15 protein-coding genes are annotated in these 17095 nt (G+C 44.0%); 13 read left to right on the forward strand and 2 right to left on the reverse strand.

The window, feature by feature from the left end; all coding sequences use genetic code 11:
* The first annotated feature begins 60 nt into the window (after positions 1-60).
* The 10 genes from QFZ81_RS06615 to QFZ81_RS06660 all read left to right on the forward strand — a co-directional run bounded on the left by QFZ81_RS06615 (position 61) and on the right by QFZ81_RS06660 (position 11999).
* Positions 61-411, forward strand: a complete 351-nt coding sequence (locus QFZ81_RS06615) for a post-transcriptional regulator (protein ID WP_307601996.1) — start codon at positions 61-63, stop codon at positions 409-411.
* A 99-nt stretch (positions 412-510) separates the two neighbouring features.
* Entirely contained in the window at positions 511-1743 is a 1233-nt protein-coding gene (secD, locus tag QFZ81_RS06620; RefSeq protein WP_307450032.1) for a protein translocase subunit SecD, read from the forward strand.
* Entirely contained in the window at positions 1733-2659 is a 927-nt protein-coding gene (gene secF / locus QFZ81_RS06625) for a protein translocase subunit SecF (RefSeq protein ID WP_307446533.1), read from the forward strand. Before secD ends, secF begins: the two co-directional genes overlap by 11 nt.
* A gap of 65 nt (positions 2660-2724) precedes the next feature.
* Complete coding sequence (locus QFZ81_RS06630; protein ID WP_307446528.1) at positions 2725-3678, forward strand: cation diffusion facilitator family transporter; 954 nt, start codon at positions 2725-2727, stop codon at positions 3676-3678.
* A gap of 109 nt (positions 3679-3787) precedes the next feature.
* Entirely contained in the window at positions 3788-6235 is a 2448-nt protein-coding gene (gene recJ, locus QFZ81_RS06635; RefSeq protein ID WP_307446525.1) for a single-stranded-DNA-specific exonuclease RecJ, read from the forward strand.
* Complete coding sequence (locus tag QFZ81_RS06640; RefSeq protein WP_307446522.1) at positions 6232-6744, forward strand: adenine phosphoribosyltransferase; 513 nt, start codon at positions 6232-6234, stop codon at positions 6742-6744. Before recJ ends, QFZ81_RS06640 begins: the two co-directional genes overlap by 4 nt.
* Before the next feature lie 193 nt (positions 6745-6937).
* On the forward strand, positions 6938-9124 hold the full coding sequence (locus QFZ81_RS06645) for a RelA/SpoT family protein (RefSeq protein WP_307446517.1): 2187 nt from the start codon (positions 6938-6940) through the stop codon (positions 9122-9124).
* 34 nt (positions 9125-9158) lie between these two features.
* Positions 9159-9599: a D-aminoacyl-tRNA deacylase gene (dtd, locus tag QFZ81_RS06650; RefSeq protein WP_307601998.1), complete on the forward strand. Its 441-nt coding sequence runs from the start codon at positions 9159-9161 to the stop codon at positions 9597-9599.
* A 74-nt stretch (positions 9600-9673) separates the two neighbouring features.
* Positions 9674-9847: a hypothetical protein gene (locus tag QFZ81_RS06655; RefSeq protein ID WP_154669611.1), complete on the forward strand. Its 174-nt coding sequence runs from the start codon at positions 9674-9676 to the stop codon at positions 9845-9847.
* A gap of 205 nt (positions 9848-10052) precedes the next feature.
* Complete coding sequence (locus tag QFZ81_RS06660) at positions 10053-11999, forward strand: FAD-dependent oxidoreductase (protein ID WP_307446509.1); 1947 nt, start codon at positions 10053-10055, stop codon at positions 11997-11999.
* 105 nt (positions 12000-12104) lie between these two features.
* Here QFZ81_RS06660 and QFZ81_RS06665 read toward each other — a convergent pair whose 3' ends face one another.
* Together QFZ81_RS06665 and QFZ81_RS06670 are read right to left on the reverse strand one after the other, a co-directional pair.
* Positions 12105-12398, reverse strand: coding sequence for a hypothetical protein (locus tag QFZ81_RS06665; protein WP_307446506.1), 294 nt, complete (start codon positions 12396-12398; stop codon positions 12105-12107).
* A gap of 290 nt (positions 12399-12688) precedes the next feature.
* Positions 12689-13081 carry a DoxX family protein gene (locus tag QFZ81_RS06670; RefSeq protein WP_307446503.1) on the reverse strand — a complete coding sequence of 131 codons (393 nt, stop codon included), beginning with the start codon at positions 13079-13081 and terminating at the stop codon, positions 12689-12691.
* 122 nt (positions 13082-13203) lie between these two features.
* On the opposite strand from QFZ81_RS06670, the gene QFZ81_RS06675 reads away from it, so the two are divergent.
* The 3 genes from QFZ81_RS06675 to aspS all read left to right on the forward strand — a co-directional run bounded on the left by QFZ81_RS06675 (position 13204) and on the right by aspS (position 17081).
* The gene (locus QFZ81_RS06675; protein WP_029196913.1) at positions 13204-13509 is read left to right on the forward strand and encodes a winged helix-turn-helix transcriptional regulator; all 306 of its coding nucleotides are present in this window, start codon (positions 13204-13206) and stop codon (positions 13507-13509) included.
* 448 nt (positions 13510-13957) lie between these two features.
* Positions 13958-15223, forward strand: coding sequence for a histidine--tRNA ligase (gene hisS / locus QFZ81_RS06680; RefSeq protein ID WP_307602000.1), 1266 nt, complete (start codon positions 13958-13960; stop codon positions 15221-15223).
* Positions 15224-15299: 76 nt separating this feature from the next.
* Entirely contained in the window at positions 15300-17081 is a 1782-nt protein-coding gene (gene aspS, locus QFZ81_RS06685) for an aspartate--tRNA ligase (protein WP_307446491.1), read from the forward strand.
* Positions 17082-17095: the final 14 nt, after the last annotated feature.

A 17095-nucleotide genomic window follows, 5' to 3' on the forward strand; every position in this document is an offset into this window, starting at 1 on the left:
GGATGTACATCGAATTATTCTAATGAGTAAAGGTAAATCACACCTTAGGAGGTTCTCCCAATGAACGGAGAAGATAACGATCAAGTACCTCATCATCCTGAGGACAAGAAGAATGAACAGGCAGAGGCTAGCGAGACAGCATCCATAGACTCTGAGGAAGAAGAGGTTTCCCTTACGGATATAGAACTTAACGAGCTTATCGAAAGTTTATGTTTAAGCAAAGTTGAAGAATTTGTTATGCTTGGCTACGAACACGTGAGTGGTAAAGATATATGGGATTGTGTTAGCGACAAATACCGCAAAACGGGTGTCCCTTCGCTTCATCAAATTGTAAATGACATTTTGTCGCTCAAATCAACGGCATTCATGAACTGGATGACGATTAGTATGTATAAAGGAGCCCAATTCTAAGAATGGGCTTATTTTTCATGAAACGACTTAAATTGACTCGATTTTCAGACCTGAGTATAATAGGCATATTGAGTATGGAAGGGAGACAAGCAAGAGATGGTGGATTGGAAAAGAATATCGTTCTTTTTTCTAACGGTAGTTATTGTTCTCGGAGCAATCGGAGCAACAAGCCCTAGTCTTGTAGAACGAATTAAGCTTGGATTGGATTTAAAAGGCGGGTTTGAAATTTTGTACACCGCAGAGCCCTTGGCAGCAGGTCAACCATTGACGAAGGAAACGCTTACGCAAGCAGCAGAAAGTCTTGCGAAACGAGCTGACTCCCTTGGTGTAACCGAACCTGAGGTTTATACAGAAGGATCTGATCGCATTCGTGTGCGACTTGCGGGTGTGGAAAATGAGGAAGAAGTTAGGGCCTTAATGTCTAAGCCTTCAGTTCTTACCTTTAGAGGTCCGGATGGAACGGTTTATATGAACGGAACAGATTTCGTAGAAAACGCGGCTAAATTAAGCTACGATCCGAATACGAAGCAACCGATTGTCGAAATCAAGATGAAAAGCAGAGAGAAATTTAAAGAAGTTACGACTAAGCTAGTTGGCAGTACCTTGTCCATTTTCTTAGATGATGAAGTGCAGTCGACAGCATCGGTTAATTTCCCAATTGACAGTGATTCAGCAATCATTACACAAACAAGTGTAACGGAAGCAACTAAAGTAGCCAAGATGATTAACTTGGGTGCAATGCCATTGAAATTAACAGAGAAATATATTCAGCGTGTGGATGCCACTTTAGGTAAAGCATCGCTGCACCAAACAGCTAGAGCTGGTTTGATTGCTTCGATCTTAATCTTTATCTTCATGGTACTATACTACCGCGCACCGGGTCTTGTGGCTGCCTTTACACTGATTACTTATGTATGGGTATTGTTGGCCATATTCGACTTTATGAATGCAACACTTACGCTGCCAGGTATTGCGGCCCTCGTCTTAGGAGCAGGTATGGCGGTCGATGCGAACATTATTACTTATGAAAGAATCCGTGAGGAAATACGTGCCGGTAAGAGCATTCTTTCATCTTTGAAATCAGGCTCGAAACATTCTTTCCGTACGATTATGGATGCTAACGTAACGAATTTAATTGCTGGTATTGTTCTGTACTACGTCGGAAACGGCGCTATTCGCGGATTCGCGGTTATTACGATGATGAGTATTATTATCAGTATCTTAACGAACGTATTGTTCTCCAGATGGCTGCTGCATCTTATCATACGGGGCAACTTGCTGAAAAAGCCAAGTTATTTCGGTGTGAAGGAGGCAGATATCCGTGGGCTTTAAGAAACAGTATGATTTTGTGAAAAATCGCAATAAGTTTTTCATTATTTCGATTGCTCTTCTTGTTATTGGTCTGTCCGTTATGCTGTTTTCTGGCATGAATTTCGGTGTTGATTTCAAAGCAGGAACGAATATTGATCTTGTCGTTGGCAAACAGCTAGACAAGGCCAAGGTTGAAGAGATATTGCATACTCTTACAACGAATGGCGATGTAAAATCGAACTTTGCGGATCCAACAATCGGCGGCAATAACAGTGATCGTGTCTCCATTCGATTCGATGATGTTCTTAATGATGATACGGTAAATAAGATCCAAAAAGCATTCGCAACCGCTTATGGTACTGAGGTTTCCAAAGAAATCAACACAGTTGATCCACAATTAGCGAAGGAATTGTTGCTGAAAGCGGTATATGCTGTTGCCATTTCCAGCGTGTTGATTTGTTTGTATGTCAGTATTCGTTTCGAGTGGCGCTTTGCCTTAGCAGCGATTATTGCTATACTTCATGATGCTTTTATGGTTATTGCTATGTTTGCGATTTTCCGCTTTGAAGTAAACTTACCGTTTCTAGCGGCAGTTTTGACGACAATCGGTTATTCTATCAATGATAAAATCGTTATTTTTGACCGAATTCGTGAAAATCTGCGATTTGCTAAACTCAAAACGGACGAAGATCTCGTTGCATTGGTCAACGATAGTATCTGGCAGACAATGGCGCGTAATATCAATACCGTATTAGTGGTATTGTTAGCCGCAGGTTGTTTGTATATTTTCGGTAGTGAGTCCATTAAACTTTTCGCTCTTGCGAAATTAATCGGTTTAACAAGTGGAGCTTATTCGTCTATTTTCATTGCATGTTCACTCTGGTATTTATTGAAAAGAAAATCTTTACGTAGTTCTAAAAAGAAAGCTGCAGCGTAATAACCATAATAACCGGCCGCGTGAATGTTGCGCGGCCTTTGTATCCGTTCAGGGGGAGTGTCAACGTGAATGATGAGCGTTTTCAAAAGACAGAACTCACTGTCTGGGTAGGTATTGCCGGCAATGTAGCTCTTGCCTGTCTCAAGGTTATTGTTGGGTTTCTGTCGCAGAGTAAAGCACTTCTCGCTGACGCGGTACATTCAGCATCTGAGGCAGTAAGTTCTGCTAATGCATTAATTAAACTAAGAACAGCTGAAGCAGCGCCTCAAGAAGCTTATCCCAATCGTCAAGATAAGAAGGTATCTATTACATCTATTCTGTTGTCGATTGTTATTCTAGTCATAGGTGTTGAATTGGGCATCTCTACCATCAAATCCATATGGGTTGACGTCGAGCATGCTCCTAAGGTGTACGCACTTGTTGCAATTGTGATTTCTCTCTTGGTAAAAGAGATTATGTTTCAATATACATACAGGATGGGCAAGCGTTTAGGATCACAGGAATTAATTTCCAATAGCTGGGGACACCGTTCCGATATATACTCTTCTATTGTAGCTCTTTTTGGTGTGCTAGGAGCTTTAATGGGCAATTACCTAAACCTATCTTTTCTTTATTATTTGGATTCACTTGCGGGATTATTTATATCTCTAATGGTGCTGAAGATGGGGTATTCGTTACTTAAGGAAACCTTACATACGAAAATGGATTATGTCCTGCTGCAGGAAGATGCCGCTGAATTGATTGCTGCCGTACAGATGATAAAAGGTGTAATTACCGTCGATGACTTGCAGGCAAGGGAACATGGCCATTATGTCGTTGTTGATATCAAAATTAGCGTGAATCCAAGGGTATCTGTATGGGAAGGGCATGAAGTCTCTAAAAAGATCAAGCAGCAGTTGATGAAACGATTCCATCATGTTTCCGATGTTTTTGTTCAAGTAAACCCTTATGATGCAGGATATCCTTACAAAAATAATACGGATACCGAGTTAAATGAATTTCCATCCGTTATTCATTAAATAAGCCGCAATAACTATGCTTACGAAGAAAGTTTTCCCTACGGAAAACTCTAAGACTATGCTTACGAAGAAAGTTTTGCACAGCAAAACTCTAAGGAGGACACACCGAGTGCTAGCACCGAAGGCAAGATGGAGCATAGGAAATGCGGATGAAATGCTCGTTGAAACGTTTGTGCGCGAGCTGCAGATCGACCCGCTCGTTGCTAGGATGCTTGTTCTTCGAGATATACGCACCGTGCCAGATGCTGAACAATTCTTGCATGGCGGAGTCCACTATTATAATGACCCGTATCTGCTTGACGGTATGCTCCCAGCTGTAGAACGCATCCGAAAGGCTCTTCAGAACGATGAATTAATTCGTGTATATGGTGATTACGATGCAGATGGTGTAAGCAGCACTTCATTGATGGCTCATTTGTTAAAAGGCCTAGGCGCTCGTTTCGATACGTATATCCCTCATCGCATTCGAGAAGGCTATGGGCTGAATCGCTCTGCGATCAAATTAGCCAAAGAGCAAGGCGTCACGCTATTAATCACCGTTGATACAGGCATTAGTGCCGTTCAAGAAGTAGCCTATTGTCAGGAATTAGGCCTAGATGTTATCGTAACGGATCATCATGAGCCTCCTGAGATACTGCCTCAAGCTTTAGCCGTCATTAATCCGAAGAAGCCAGGTTGCCATTACCCTTATAAACATCTTGCAGGCGTTGGCGTTGCTTTTAAATTGGCACATGCAATACTTGATCGATTACCTGAAGAACTGTTAGAGTTTGCAGCGCTCGGTACGGTTGCTGATTTAATGCCTCTCACGGGGGAGAATCGTTTAATCGTGAAGCAGGGGCTGCTGCGAATGCAGGATTCTACTTACGCAGGATTTCGTTCACTCATTGGTGTATCCGGTATTGAAAATAAGGAAGTGACCGCATCTCATATTGGTTTCTCGTTAGCACCCAGAATTAATGCAAGCGGGCGATTGGAAGCTGCGGATATTGCGGTGAAGCTGCTCACAACATCGGATGAAAAAGAAGCGGAGCAAATTGCCTTTGAACTGGATATGCTGAATAAAGAACGTCAACTTATCGTAGAAGACATGGTGAAAGAAGCTTTTGTTCTAGCCGAACAGCAGCAAGCCAAAGGTCTAGATAAAGTGATAGTTGTCGCTAAGGAACAATGGAACGTCGGTGTTGTCGGTATTGTTGCATCTAAGATCGTAGAGAAATTTTACCGACCGACCTTAGTGTTAAGCATAGATCCACAGACGGGTATGGCCAAAGGTTCTGCTCGCTCGATTACCGGCTTTGATTTACACAAAGCTCTGACGGCTTGTGAAGAGATGCTCGACCACTATGGTGGCCATCAAGCGGCTGCGGGTATGAGTTTGAATAGCAGTCATTTAGAGGCATTCGCTCATAAGCTGAACGAACTAGCAGCTGCTGCACTAACGGAACAGGATTTCATTCCTCTTCTGAAAGCCGATGCGGCGTGCAGCTTATCAGATGTTCCGATTGCAAGTATTGAGCAGTTAGAGAAGCTCGCGCCCTTCGGTATGGGTAATCCTGCGCCGAGGTTCATGTTCACCGACTTATCGCTCGGCGATATCCGGACGATGGGCAAGGATAAACAGCATCTCAAGCTAGCCCTTTCCCAGATGAAAGAAGAAGTAAGCTGCTCCGTGGAAGCTGTCGGTTTCGGCAAAGGAAGCTTGGCTGGTCTGATCGCGCCTGCCGCTAAGGTAGATGTGCTAGGAGAGCTTTCAATTAACGAGTGGAACGGTGTAAGGAAGCCTCAAATCATGATGCAGGATCTTCGTATAACGCATATGCAGCTGTTTGATTGGCGTGGAGCGGGACAATTGAGCACTAAGCTTAGCGTACTTCAGAACACGATTGCTGCGGGGAATGGAAACCGCACACTCACTCCTGCTATCGTTCTGTTCGACGAAGCAGATGCAGCCTTGTTCACTTCAACAGCGTTTCAGTTAGGTGGCTCAGTGCCTTACTGGGTTATTCAAGATAGTGAACAATTACGGCCGGGTAATGAATCAGCCAAGCAATTGGAATTTGCTAACATGCAGGACATTATCTTGTACACGATTCCACGCAGCGTTGCGAGCTTGCAGAGTGTGCTACATCAAGCCAGTGGAATGATGCGCTGTTATCCAGTATTTGCAGAGCTAGGGCCTGACAGCGGCAGTACTCTGCCATCTCGAGACATGTTTAAAATGCTGTATGGCACTTTGCAAAAAGAAGGATCGCTGAATGTTCAGGATGTACGATTAATGACCTCTTTTAGTAAAAGATCGGGTCTTTCTCCTGCAATGATTCAATTTATTTTATCTGTTTTTGAGGAGCTAGGTTTTGTTGAGAAACAAGGCGGCCTCGTTAAACTGCATGCATCACCGGCAAAGAGAGATCTAACAGCATCCCGCTTGTATCAACATAGATTGCATCGTCAGGAAGTTGAATCCATTGTCATGTACTCCTCGGCCAAAGAGCTGGAGGAATGGATTTCCGATCAAATAAAACAAGAAAATCACATTATGGAGGAAATTATATGAATTTCAAAGAACACATTCGCGTCATCCCGGACTTTCCACAACCAGGCATTCGTTTCAAGGACATCACAACGTTATTACAAAATGGGCCGGTTTATAGAGAAGCTATCGATCAGATGAAAGCATTAATAAAAGAGAAACAAATCGATGTTATTGCGGGTCCTGAAGCACGTGGCTTCGTAATTGGCGCTCCGCTCGCTTATTCACTTGGAGTAGGCTTTATTCCAATTCGTAAAAGTGGCAAATTGCCTGGTGAGACGATTGAGGCTGACTATGCTCTTGAATATGGCAAGGATAAGTTAGCTATGCATAAAGATGCTATTAAACCAGGTCAAAAGGTACTGATTGCGGATGATTTACTTGCAACAGGCGGAACGATACAAACATCGATTGACTTGATTACGCAGCTTGGTGGAGAAGTTGTAGGGGCTGCATTCTTGATTGAGTTATCCTACTTAGACGGTAGAAGTAAGTTTAATGGGATTGACGTGGTTTCCTTAGTTCAATATTAAAATTAAAAACCCAGAATCGAATGTTAGTGTTCGATTCTTTTTTATACAATGAAAGCTAACAATTTCAGGAATACTTTCAAGTGAATTGAGAGAAAATGCTGCTTTTTGTCGAATGCATGGAGCGAACAGTTGACGTGGAGCCTGCCTTGCAGGCATAATGAATAAAAATCGATTAAAGGGAATGGGTAGATGCATGGGTATAGAGCAGCTGCTGGAGAAGGCCGCCACCTATCTGAAAGAGAATGATTTGCAGAGGATTCGGGAGGCCTATGAATTCGCGGATGAAGCCCATCATGGCCAAGTACGCAAATCGGGTGAGCCCTATATTCTGCATCCACTCGCTGTTGCAGATATATTGGTGAATATGCAGATGGATGTCACATCCATCATTGCTGCGCTTCTGCATGATGTCGTTGAAGATACAACAGTTTCACTGGAAACTGTTCTAGATAAATTCGGGAAAACTTGCGCGATGCTTGTGGATGGCTTGACGAAGCTGGAACGGATCAAGTTCAAGTCCAAAGAGGAGCAGCAGAACGAGAATTACCGCAAAATGTTTGTGGCGATGGCGCAGGATATTCGCGTTATTCTCATTAAACTGGCGGACCGGTTGCACAATATGCGTACATTAAAGTACCAATCCGAAGAGAGCCAGCGCCGTATTGCGGAGGAAACGCTGGAGATTTTCTGTCCTATTGCGCACCGGCTCGGTATTTCCACGATTAAGTGGGAAATGGAGGATATTGCTCTCCGTTATTTGAATCCGCAGCAGTATTACCGGATCGTTAACCTCATGCAGAAGAAGCGTACAGAGCGTGAGCAATATATTGAAGACGTTATTCACAGCATTAAAGAAAAACTGGATGAAATGGGCATTCAGGGAGATATTTCCGGAAGACCTAAGCACCTATACAGTATTTATAAAAAAATGAGCTCCCGCGGTAAGCAATTCAATGAGATTTACGATCTCATGGCGCTTCGTGTTATTGTCGATGGCATCAAGGACTGTTACGCTTCTTTAGGTATTATTCATACCTTGTGGAAACCAATGCCTGGACGTTTCAAAGATTATATTGCGATGCCGAAGCCGAATATGTATCAGTCTTTGCACACGACGGTAATAGGTCCTAAGGGAGAGCCGTTAGAAGTACAGATTCGTACATGGGAGATGCACAGGACGTCAGAGTTTGGTATCGCTGCGCATTGGGCCTACAAAGAAGGCGGTTCTGTTGTACCTTCAGGCACTTTCGAGGACAAAATGAGCTGGTTCCGGGAAATTCTGGAGCTTCAGCACGAGACCAATGACGCTTCAGAATTTATGGAATCCATGAAGATGGATTTCTTCTCAGACCTTGTTTTCGTCTTTACGCCAAAAGGGGAAGTTATCGAGCTTCCTGCCGGTTCTGTGCCTCTAGATTTTGCTTATCGGATTCACACTGAAGTCGGTAATCGCACAATTGGTGCCAAAGTAAATTCCCGGATCGTTCCCTTGGACCACAAGTTGAAAACAGGGGATATTATTGAAATTCTGACTTCTAAACATTCTTACGGACCTAGTCAGGATTGGATTAAAATCGCACAGTCCTCCCATGCTCGAAGTAAGATCAAGCAGTGGTTTAAGAAAGAGAAGCGCGAAGAAAACGTCGAAAAAGGGAAAGACATGATTGAGCGCGAGCTCAAACGATTGGCGATCGATCCACCGACATTGATGAGTGACGATAAAATGCTTGAAGCCGCGAAGAAATTTAATTTTAGCGATATAGAAGATATGCTGTCAGCCGTCGGATTTGGCGGTATTACAGCTGCACAAATATGTACGAAGTTAACAGAGAAGCTGCGTAAGGAAGCCGAAGAAGCTCAGGTGCTGAAGCTTACTAGTGAGGTCAAGGAGGTCAAAGCTCCGACATCATCCGAGCGCAAAAGCCGTCCAACCAACGGTGTCCGTGTTAAAGGCGTCGACAATCTGCTTGTCCGCTTCGCACGCTGCTGTAATCCGGTACCAGGCGATCTGATTATTGGGTACATCACGAGAGGGCGCGGCGTGTCTGTGCATCGTTCTGATTGCACGAACATTCCTTCGAGTATGGGCGAAGAGGAACGGGTCATTGAGGTCGATTGGGCAGAAGCTGTAGAATCCAATTTCAATGTAGAGATTGAAATCACAGGTCATGACCGCCGTGGATTCTTAAACGAAGTACTCCAGGCTGTTTCAGAAAGCAAAACGATGATTTCAGCTGTATCCGGGCGATCTGATAAGAACAAGATGGCTACGATTCATATGACCATTTTAATCAAAAATATAGACCATCTGCAGTCCGTTGTTGAGAAAATTAAACGTGTCAAAGATGTTTATTCCGTTCAGCGCATTATGCAAAGCTAGCCAATGTTACAATGCTAAGGAGATCCAGAAGGCAATGAGAGTAGTTGTTCAACGTTGTAAACGTTCCGATGTAACTGTGAATGATGTAACCATTGGTCGTATTGAACATGGGTTGATGCTCCTAGTCGGGATTACCCATGACGATACAGAGCAGGATGCGAAGTATTTGGCGGATAAAGTGGCTGGGCTGCGTATTTTTGAAGATGAAACCGGTAAAATGAATCTTTCCGTCCTGGAGACGGCAGGACAAATTTTATCCGTTTCGCAGTTTACTTTATATGGCGATTGCCGTAAAGGGAAGCGCCCCAATTTCATGTCAGCGGCAAGACCAGAACTTGCTGAGCCGCTATATGATAAGTTTAATGAGCTGCTAAGGTCTCGAGGCATACATGTGGAAACGGGTGCTTTTGGTGAAATGATGGATGTATCTTTGACGAATTGGGGACCTGTTACGTTGGTTATCGACAGCAAATAGGTTGCTCTGAAGGATAATAAACTAGCTGTCTGGTTATACTAATTGCGTATATACTAGCGGTTAGGAGCACCCAGATGCGTCAATCGATCAAACACAGAGCCATGACGGCACCGGAGCAGCAACTGCTCCATACCACACTTGCTGAGCGGATGAGTCAAGCACCTGCGCTCGCTGATGTAGAAATTAGTGCAGAATTCACATCCGAACAAGAAAAGATGAAAAGCATTCCCAAAAAATCCTATCGGTAACCATAAAGCCACGCGTGCTGTTCGTTCAGCCATGCGCGGCTTTATTTGTTAATGCCGCAATATTTCTCTACACGTTTAAAATGTGATAAACTAACAAGTGATGTTTTTTGGCTAGAAATTAATTATCGGTTCAAAGAAGCTTATCAAAACCTGTATTCGGTAAGCCGTATGAAAAGTAGAAGACAAGGTGGGTGCTTTCGTTCTAATGGCAAATTTGAATCGTAACAACTCCACATCCAAAGGATGGATTTGGTTGATGGTGACTTTGATTCTACTCGCGGTGCTGGCAGCTGCAGCATCCCTGTATTATCAATATAAACACCTTTCACATGGTGAACATAGCTTAGTTAAGCAAGCTATTCAAGAAGTGAAATCAGTAAAGAAAGCCAAAGAGGCATACGATGTCATTGTAGTGGGTACGGACCCTGAAGGGGTTGCTGCTGCTGTTTCGGCTGCTCGTAATGGACTCAGTACGTTGCTCGTTGACGGCCGGAATCGTCAGATCCTAGGGGGGCTGATGACGCTTGGTTGGATTAATTCCCTTGATATGAACTATTCGCCAAATAAAAACCTCCTAGGGAAAGACGATGTGTTTAATAAAGGAATTTTCTCAGAGTGGTATGCCAAAGTTGAAGGTGATTCGTTCGATGTCAATACGGCTGCGAATGTTTTCAATGACCTAGTTAAAAATGAGAAGAATATTGACGTATTGCTTAAAACTAAAAAGATAGATCCACTACTTGCACAAGGTCAAAATGTTGTACAAGGTGCCACGATTACACTTGAAAATGGCAGCACGCAAGTGGTCAAGGCTACCTCTGTGATAGACGCTACTCAGGATGGAGACTTCGCAGCAGCAGCGGGCGTTCCGTTCACAATGGGGCATGAAGATATTGGTGATCCAAAATCTAAAATGGCTGTGACACTCGCGTTTCGTCTTAAAAACGTAACACCAGAAGTGTGGAACTTAATGGCCAAAAGATTGAATGGCGATAATGATGATGGTTCAGGTGTCACCGAAGTAAGCGTGTACGGGTATAAAGAAATGAGCAATTATCCACCTCTGAACAAAGATAGAGCCAAAATGAGAGGCCTCAATATGGGAAGAGAAAATGATAATACGGTACTTATAAATTCCTTGCAAATTTTTGGTGTGGATACGTTTGATCCTGAATCTGTGAAAGAAGCATTTGAGATCGGCAAAAAGGAACTGCCCAACGTCGTTGCCTATATGCAAAAGACGTTTCCAGAGTTCGCGAGCCTCGAACTTGCTGGAACAGCACCAGAACTATATGTGAGAGAAACGCGCCATATGCAAGGGGAGTACCGCTTGAACATTGTTGATGTTTGTACGAACAATGATCAGTGGGACCGCATTGGATTTGGTTCTTATCCCGTAGATATTCAAAGGATAGCGCCTACGGACTCTGGTAATGTGGTCTGTAAACCGAAGCAGTACGCTATTCCTTTCCGCAGTATCGTCCCACAAAAAGTGGATGGATTACTTGTTGTCGGGAGAGCGGCTAGTTACGATACGCTTCCGCATGGAAGTGCTCGAGTAATGCCAACTGGGATGGCGGAAGGCGAAGCGGCAGGGGCTGCTGCTATGTTCGCTAAGCAAGAAAAAATGACATATCGTCAGTTAGCTGGATCAAAAGAAGTTATTGCTAAATTGCAGGATCATTTGATTAAACAAGGCATGGAGCTTCAGCCTATTGCGCTCAAGCCTCAACCTTTTATGGAGCATAAATCCTATGAAGGTTTGAAATCCGCTCTGATGCTGGGCTTAGCTTCAGGTGCTTATGACAATAACTTTCACTTGGATGACGCGGCTAATCCCAAGCGGATGGTTAATCTAGTCGGTGGAGCGAAGAAGATGAAACCTGATGCCTGGGTTGGCGATGTCAATCAGGCTATTGCGAATCTGCAAAACGCAGATAAAATACCGCTGACACTAGAACAGGCCAGTTATACAATCACACAAGCTTTAGGGTTGAAAGCTGCATCTGCGGAAGCGCAATCCAAATTATTGGAGAATAAGCTGCTCACAGAAACGACCGTTAAACTTATTGCCGACAAGCAAAAGTTAACGAATGCCGACACGTATTTGCTTATTAAAGATTTAAAAGTTGGCGTTACAGGTAAGCCATAGAACAACAAATAAGAGCCTTAGTGCCGCTTGTAGATGTGGCATTAAGGCTCTTAACTTTTCGAAGCTAAAGAAGTTTTTGTGACTACGCTTACATTCTTACTTGGATCAGTCTGCGTCAGCAGCATCCTCTTCTGCTTGCACGGAATCTTCCGAATCTTCTTCGGCTGATTCTTCACTTTCCGCTTCGGCATCCTCCTCGGACACATCCTCAGCTTCTATTTCTTCCTCCTCAGATGCTTCTTCTTCCGCTTCGTCAGCTTCGTCCGACTCTTCAATGGCCTCTTCTTCGGCTGTTTCTTCAGCTACTTCATCTTCAACTTCGGCTTCGGTTTCGGAATCTTCAGAGAAGAGCACCACTAGATCTTGCCGTTCCTCTTGAAACTCGTTTTGTATTGTCATTGTTACAGCCTCCTGATGATAAATTCAAGGCCATTTGCCTTGTTGTACATGTATATGTGAAAATGGTCTGAATATACGGTGAAAATAAATGAAAATGATTGAAAATACGGAGAAAATGCTGTAATGAAATTGTAATTTATTTTTCATATCCCTTTAATCAAGAGCGGATATAATAATAGTCGACCCCCTTTAAAATATATTTACTTGAGGCCTGCAGCCATTGTGCTGCAGGCTATTTTCTTTACACAAAAAAACCGTCTCAGCTTGGGCTGGACGGCTTAACATCATTTTTACATCAAAGCATCTAAGGAAAATTCACCGGCTCCGATAAGTGCAACACCAACAGCGATAGCGAGCAGCGTTAAATTGTATTCATAACCATTGGAAGTTACCCAGTAACCATTTTTGCCATGAACTTTAATAATAGCACCAAGCATAATCAGTGCGATAAGAGCAGCACCAAATGGTGTCCAAAGACCCGCGGCGAAGAGCAGGCCACCTACAATTTCCGCTAAACCTGCAAGAACAGCCATGAGCACACCTGGTTTGATTCCAATAGAATCGAAGAAACCTCCCGTACCTTTGGGACCATAGCCACCGAACCATCCAAATACTTTTTGTGAACCGTGCGCAGCGAATGATAAACCGATCACTAAACGAATAATAAGTAGACCCAATGCCATTACTAATAACTCCTCTTTTAATATATTTTGTTTAATAACTTACTTTATGTTAGTATATTATTACGAAGCACTTACTTTTGTCAAGCGACTATGCTAAAATTGTTTATAAGGAGATGATTTATATGGAAGACTATCAACTGTGTCCCAAATTCGAGAATGCTTTTGAACTTCTAGGAAAGCGTTGGACAGGACTTATTGTTCATGTCTTGCTTTCTGGACCGAAGCGCTTTAAAGATATATCAGTTCTCATCCCGAGTATGAGTGATCGCATGCTTTCGGAGAGATTCAAGGAGCTCGAGGCTGCAGAGATCATCATCCGTCATGTATACCCAGAAACGCCAGTTCGGATTGAGTATGAATTAACCCCCAAAGGAAAAGGGCTAAAACCCGTTATGGACGAGTTGCAAAAATGGGCGGACTTACATTAACTAATATAGTGGAGATATAGGAGGATTAGTACCTCTGTCTCTTGACTTTGTATCTACCAATGTTTACAATAAACAATAATGTAATTCGATACTTTTGTGATCCGTTGAAGGGACAAAGTAAGTCGCCCCCACATAAGCAGAGAAGGAAGTCTAGGCTGCAAGCTTCCTAATGATGAGCGAACGAAAAGACCTCCCCGAGGACCGGCTGGGAAATGCATATTGGCTGATGTCAACTTGCCTAGTAGCAGCTGTGCGTGTAGCGGGCGTTATCCGTAAAGAGCAGAATTCTGTTTCGTTGCCACTGGCAAACGATAGCAGCATTTCTGAAATGTGGGTGGTACCACGGGTGAATTTGTTAATCAAATCTCTCGTCCCTGACGTCAGTCGGGGGTGAGAGATTTTTTTGTTGTTATTTGACTGGAACGACAGATAATAGGAGGTTGAGCGCATGAGCATACAAAAGCCAAAAGGCACACAAGATCTTCTTCCCGGTGAGGTGGAGAAGTGGCAGTACCTAGAGAGCAAAGCGAGAGACTTGTGCCAAAGGTTTAATTACAAAGAGATTCGTACGCCGATATTTGAGGAAACCGATCTGTTCATTAGAGGCGTCGGTGAAACGACAGATATCGTGGGTAAAGAAATGTACACCTTTCTCGACAAAGGTGACCGCAGCATGACGCTTCGTCCCGAAGGCACAGCCGGTGTTGTTAGGGCTTATGTAGAGAATAAGCTTTACGGGATTCCCGATTTAACGAAGCTTTATTACGTAGGACCAATGTTCCGCTATGAGCAGCCGCAAGCTGGGAGATATCGCCAGTTCCATCAATTCGGTATTGAAGCTTTCGGGTCCGTTGATCCAAGCATTGATGCTGAAGTGATTGCGCTTGGTTATACGTTTTATAAAGAAATTGGTCTTAAGGAAGTAACCGTTGAAATTAATTCCGTTGGTACACCAGCGGTTAGAACGGTTTACCGTGAGAAACTGCAGGAGTTTTTCGCACCTGTGAAGCATTTGCTTTGTAAGGATTGTCAGTCCCGATTTGATCGTAATCCGATGCGTATTCTTGATTGCAAAGTGGATCAAAAGTATGGCGAAGGAGCTCCAGAAATTTTAGATTACTTGGATGAGGAGTGTACATCGCATTTCGCTCTAGTTCAAGAGCATTTAACAGCGATGGAAATCCCGTATCGGATTAATCCGCGCCTCGTTCGCGGTCTTGATTACTACACGCATACTGCTTTTGAGTACAAAGCAGCCGGAATCGGCGCTATTGATACGATTGGCGGAGGCGGACGGTACAATGGTCTAGTTGAGCAGATTGGCGGCCGTGGCACCGATCAGCCGGGAGTTGGTTTGGGGCTTGGCCTTGAGCGTATTCTGCTCGTATTGCAGGCACAAGGTGTCGAAATTCCGAAGCCAGAGCCGCTCGATGTATATTTGATCGGTCTAGGAGACGCGGCGGAGAAGGAAGTAACGAAGCTGCTGCACCAGCTTAGAGTTCAAGGGTTGAAGGCGGAGAAGGATTACCAAGGCCGTAAAATGAAAGCTCAAATGAAATCAGCTGACCGCTTTCAGGCCACCTGTGTGGCGATTCTTGGAGATGACGAATTGGTGCGTGGCGAAATTACTTTGAAGAACATGGATACAGGCAGTCAATTGACTGTGAGTTTAGCCGATCTTGCCTCAAACGCTGCAAAGACACTTTTCGAATAGAAAACTTAGGAAACATATAACAAGGAGAGATTTTGAGCTCCGCTCAAAGATCCCTATATTAGGAGGAAATATAATCATGATGCTCAAAACACATCATTGTGGGCAGCTTACTAAAGCTCAGGTAGGACAGACAGTTACACTAAACGGTTGGGTGCAAAGAAGACGTGATTTAGGTGGCGTTCTATTCATCGATCTACGCGATCGCAGCGGGCTTGTCCAGACCGTATTTAACCCAGACTTCTCAGGGGATGCACTTGCTATTGCTGACCGCGCTCGTAATGAGTACGTGCTTGCTGTTAAAGGGAAAGTTGTAGAACGTGATGCCGAAACGGTTAACAAAAATATTACAACGGGTGAGATTGAGATTCAGGTGACTGAAATCGAAATTATGAATGCAGCCAAAACACCTCCGTTCTTCATCGAAGACGGCGTGGATGTGGATGAAGCCGTTCGTTTGAAATATCGTTATCTGGACCTGCGTCGTCCGGAAATGCAAAAAACATTAATGCTTCGCTCCAAAGCGTCCAAAGTATTCCGTAATTTCTTAGATGATCAAGGATTTGTTGAAGTTGAAACACCGATTTTGACGAAAAGCACACCGGAAGGCGCTCGCGATTACTTGGTGCCAAGCCGCGTGCATCCGGGCGAATTTTTTGCGCTTCCGCAGTCCCCGCAAATCTTTAAACAATTGTTGATGGTTAGTGGTTTAGAGCGTTACTACCAAATAGCACGCTGTTTCCGGGATGAGGATCTTCGTGCAGACCGTCAGCCTGAATTTACACAAGTCGACATTGAGACTTCTTTCATTTCTCAGGATCAACTGCTTGAAATCTTGGAAGAACTCGTAGTCAAATTAATGCAAGAAACAGCTCAAGTTGAAATCCCGCGTCCATTCCAACGTATTACGTATGCGGATGCCATGGCGAAATATGGTTCGGATAAACCGGATCTACGTTTTGGTCTAGAACTCGAAGATGTTTCTGATATCGTTGAAACTTCTGGTGTTCAAGTGTTTGCAAACGTCGTTAAAGGCGGCGGTCAAGTAAAAGCTTTGAATGCTAAAGGTTGCGGCACATGGAGTCGTAAAGAGATCGATGACCTCTTACCGTTCGCAGCACGTTACGGCGCCAAAGGCTTAGCTTGGATTCAAGTGAAAGACGGCGAATTCAAAGGGCCTATCGTGAAATTCTTCAATGAGGCCGAAATCGCTGCATTAACAGAGCGTTTAGGCGCAGAAGAAGGGGATTTGCTTCTATTCTCTGCTGATAAGAAAAAAGTTGTTGCTGATGTACTTGGTAACCTTCGTCTGAAAATCGGTCGTGAGCTTGGCCTTATCGATGACTCGAAGTTCAAATATGCTTGGGTTGTGGACTTCCCACTTCTTGGGTACGACGAAGAAGCCAAACGTTATGTAGCTGAGCATCATCCGTTCACGCGTCCTAATGAAGAAGATGTTCATTACTTCGATACAGACCCAGGTCAAATTCGTGCACAAGCATACGATCTTGTCTTGAACGGATATGAAGTGGGCGGCGGCTCGATGCGTATTTACCAACGTGAAGTACAGGAGAAAATGTTCGGTGCGCTTGGCTTCTCCAAAGAAGAAGCTGCTGAGAAATTCGGCTTCCTACTTGAAGCCTTTGAATATGGAACACCTCCGCATGGCGGATTCGCTTTTGGTTTCGACCGTTTGGTGATGCTGATCACAGGCCGCACGAACCTCAGAGAAACGATTGCATTCCCGAAAACGGCAAGTGCAACAGACTTGTTAACCGACGCACCGGGTACCGTAGATGACAAACAGCTTGAACAACTGTCGATTCGCTTAGCGCTTAAGCAGCCCGCTGCTAAAGCCTAAGAACATAGAAGAGG

Origin of the sequence: Paenibacillus sp. V4I9, assembly GCF_030817295.1 — a bacterium.
Taxonomy (GTDB): domain Bacteria; phylum Bacillota; class Bacilli; order Paenibacillales; family NBRC-103111; genus Paenibacillus_E.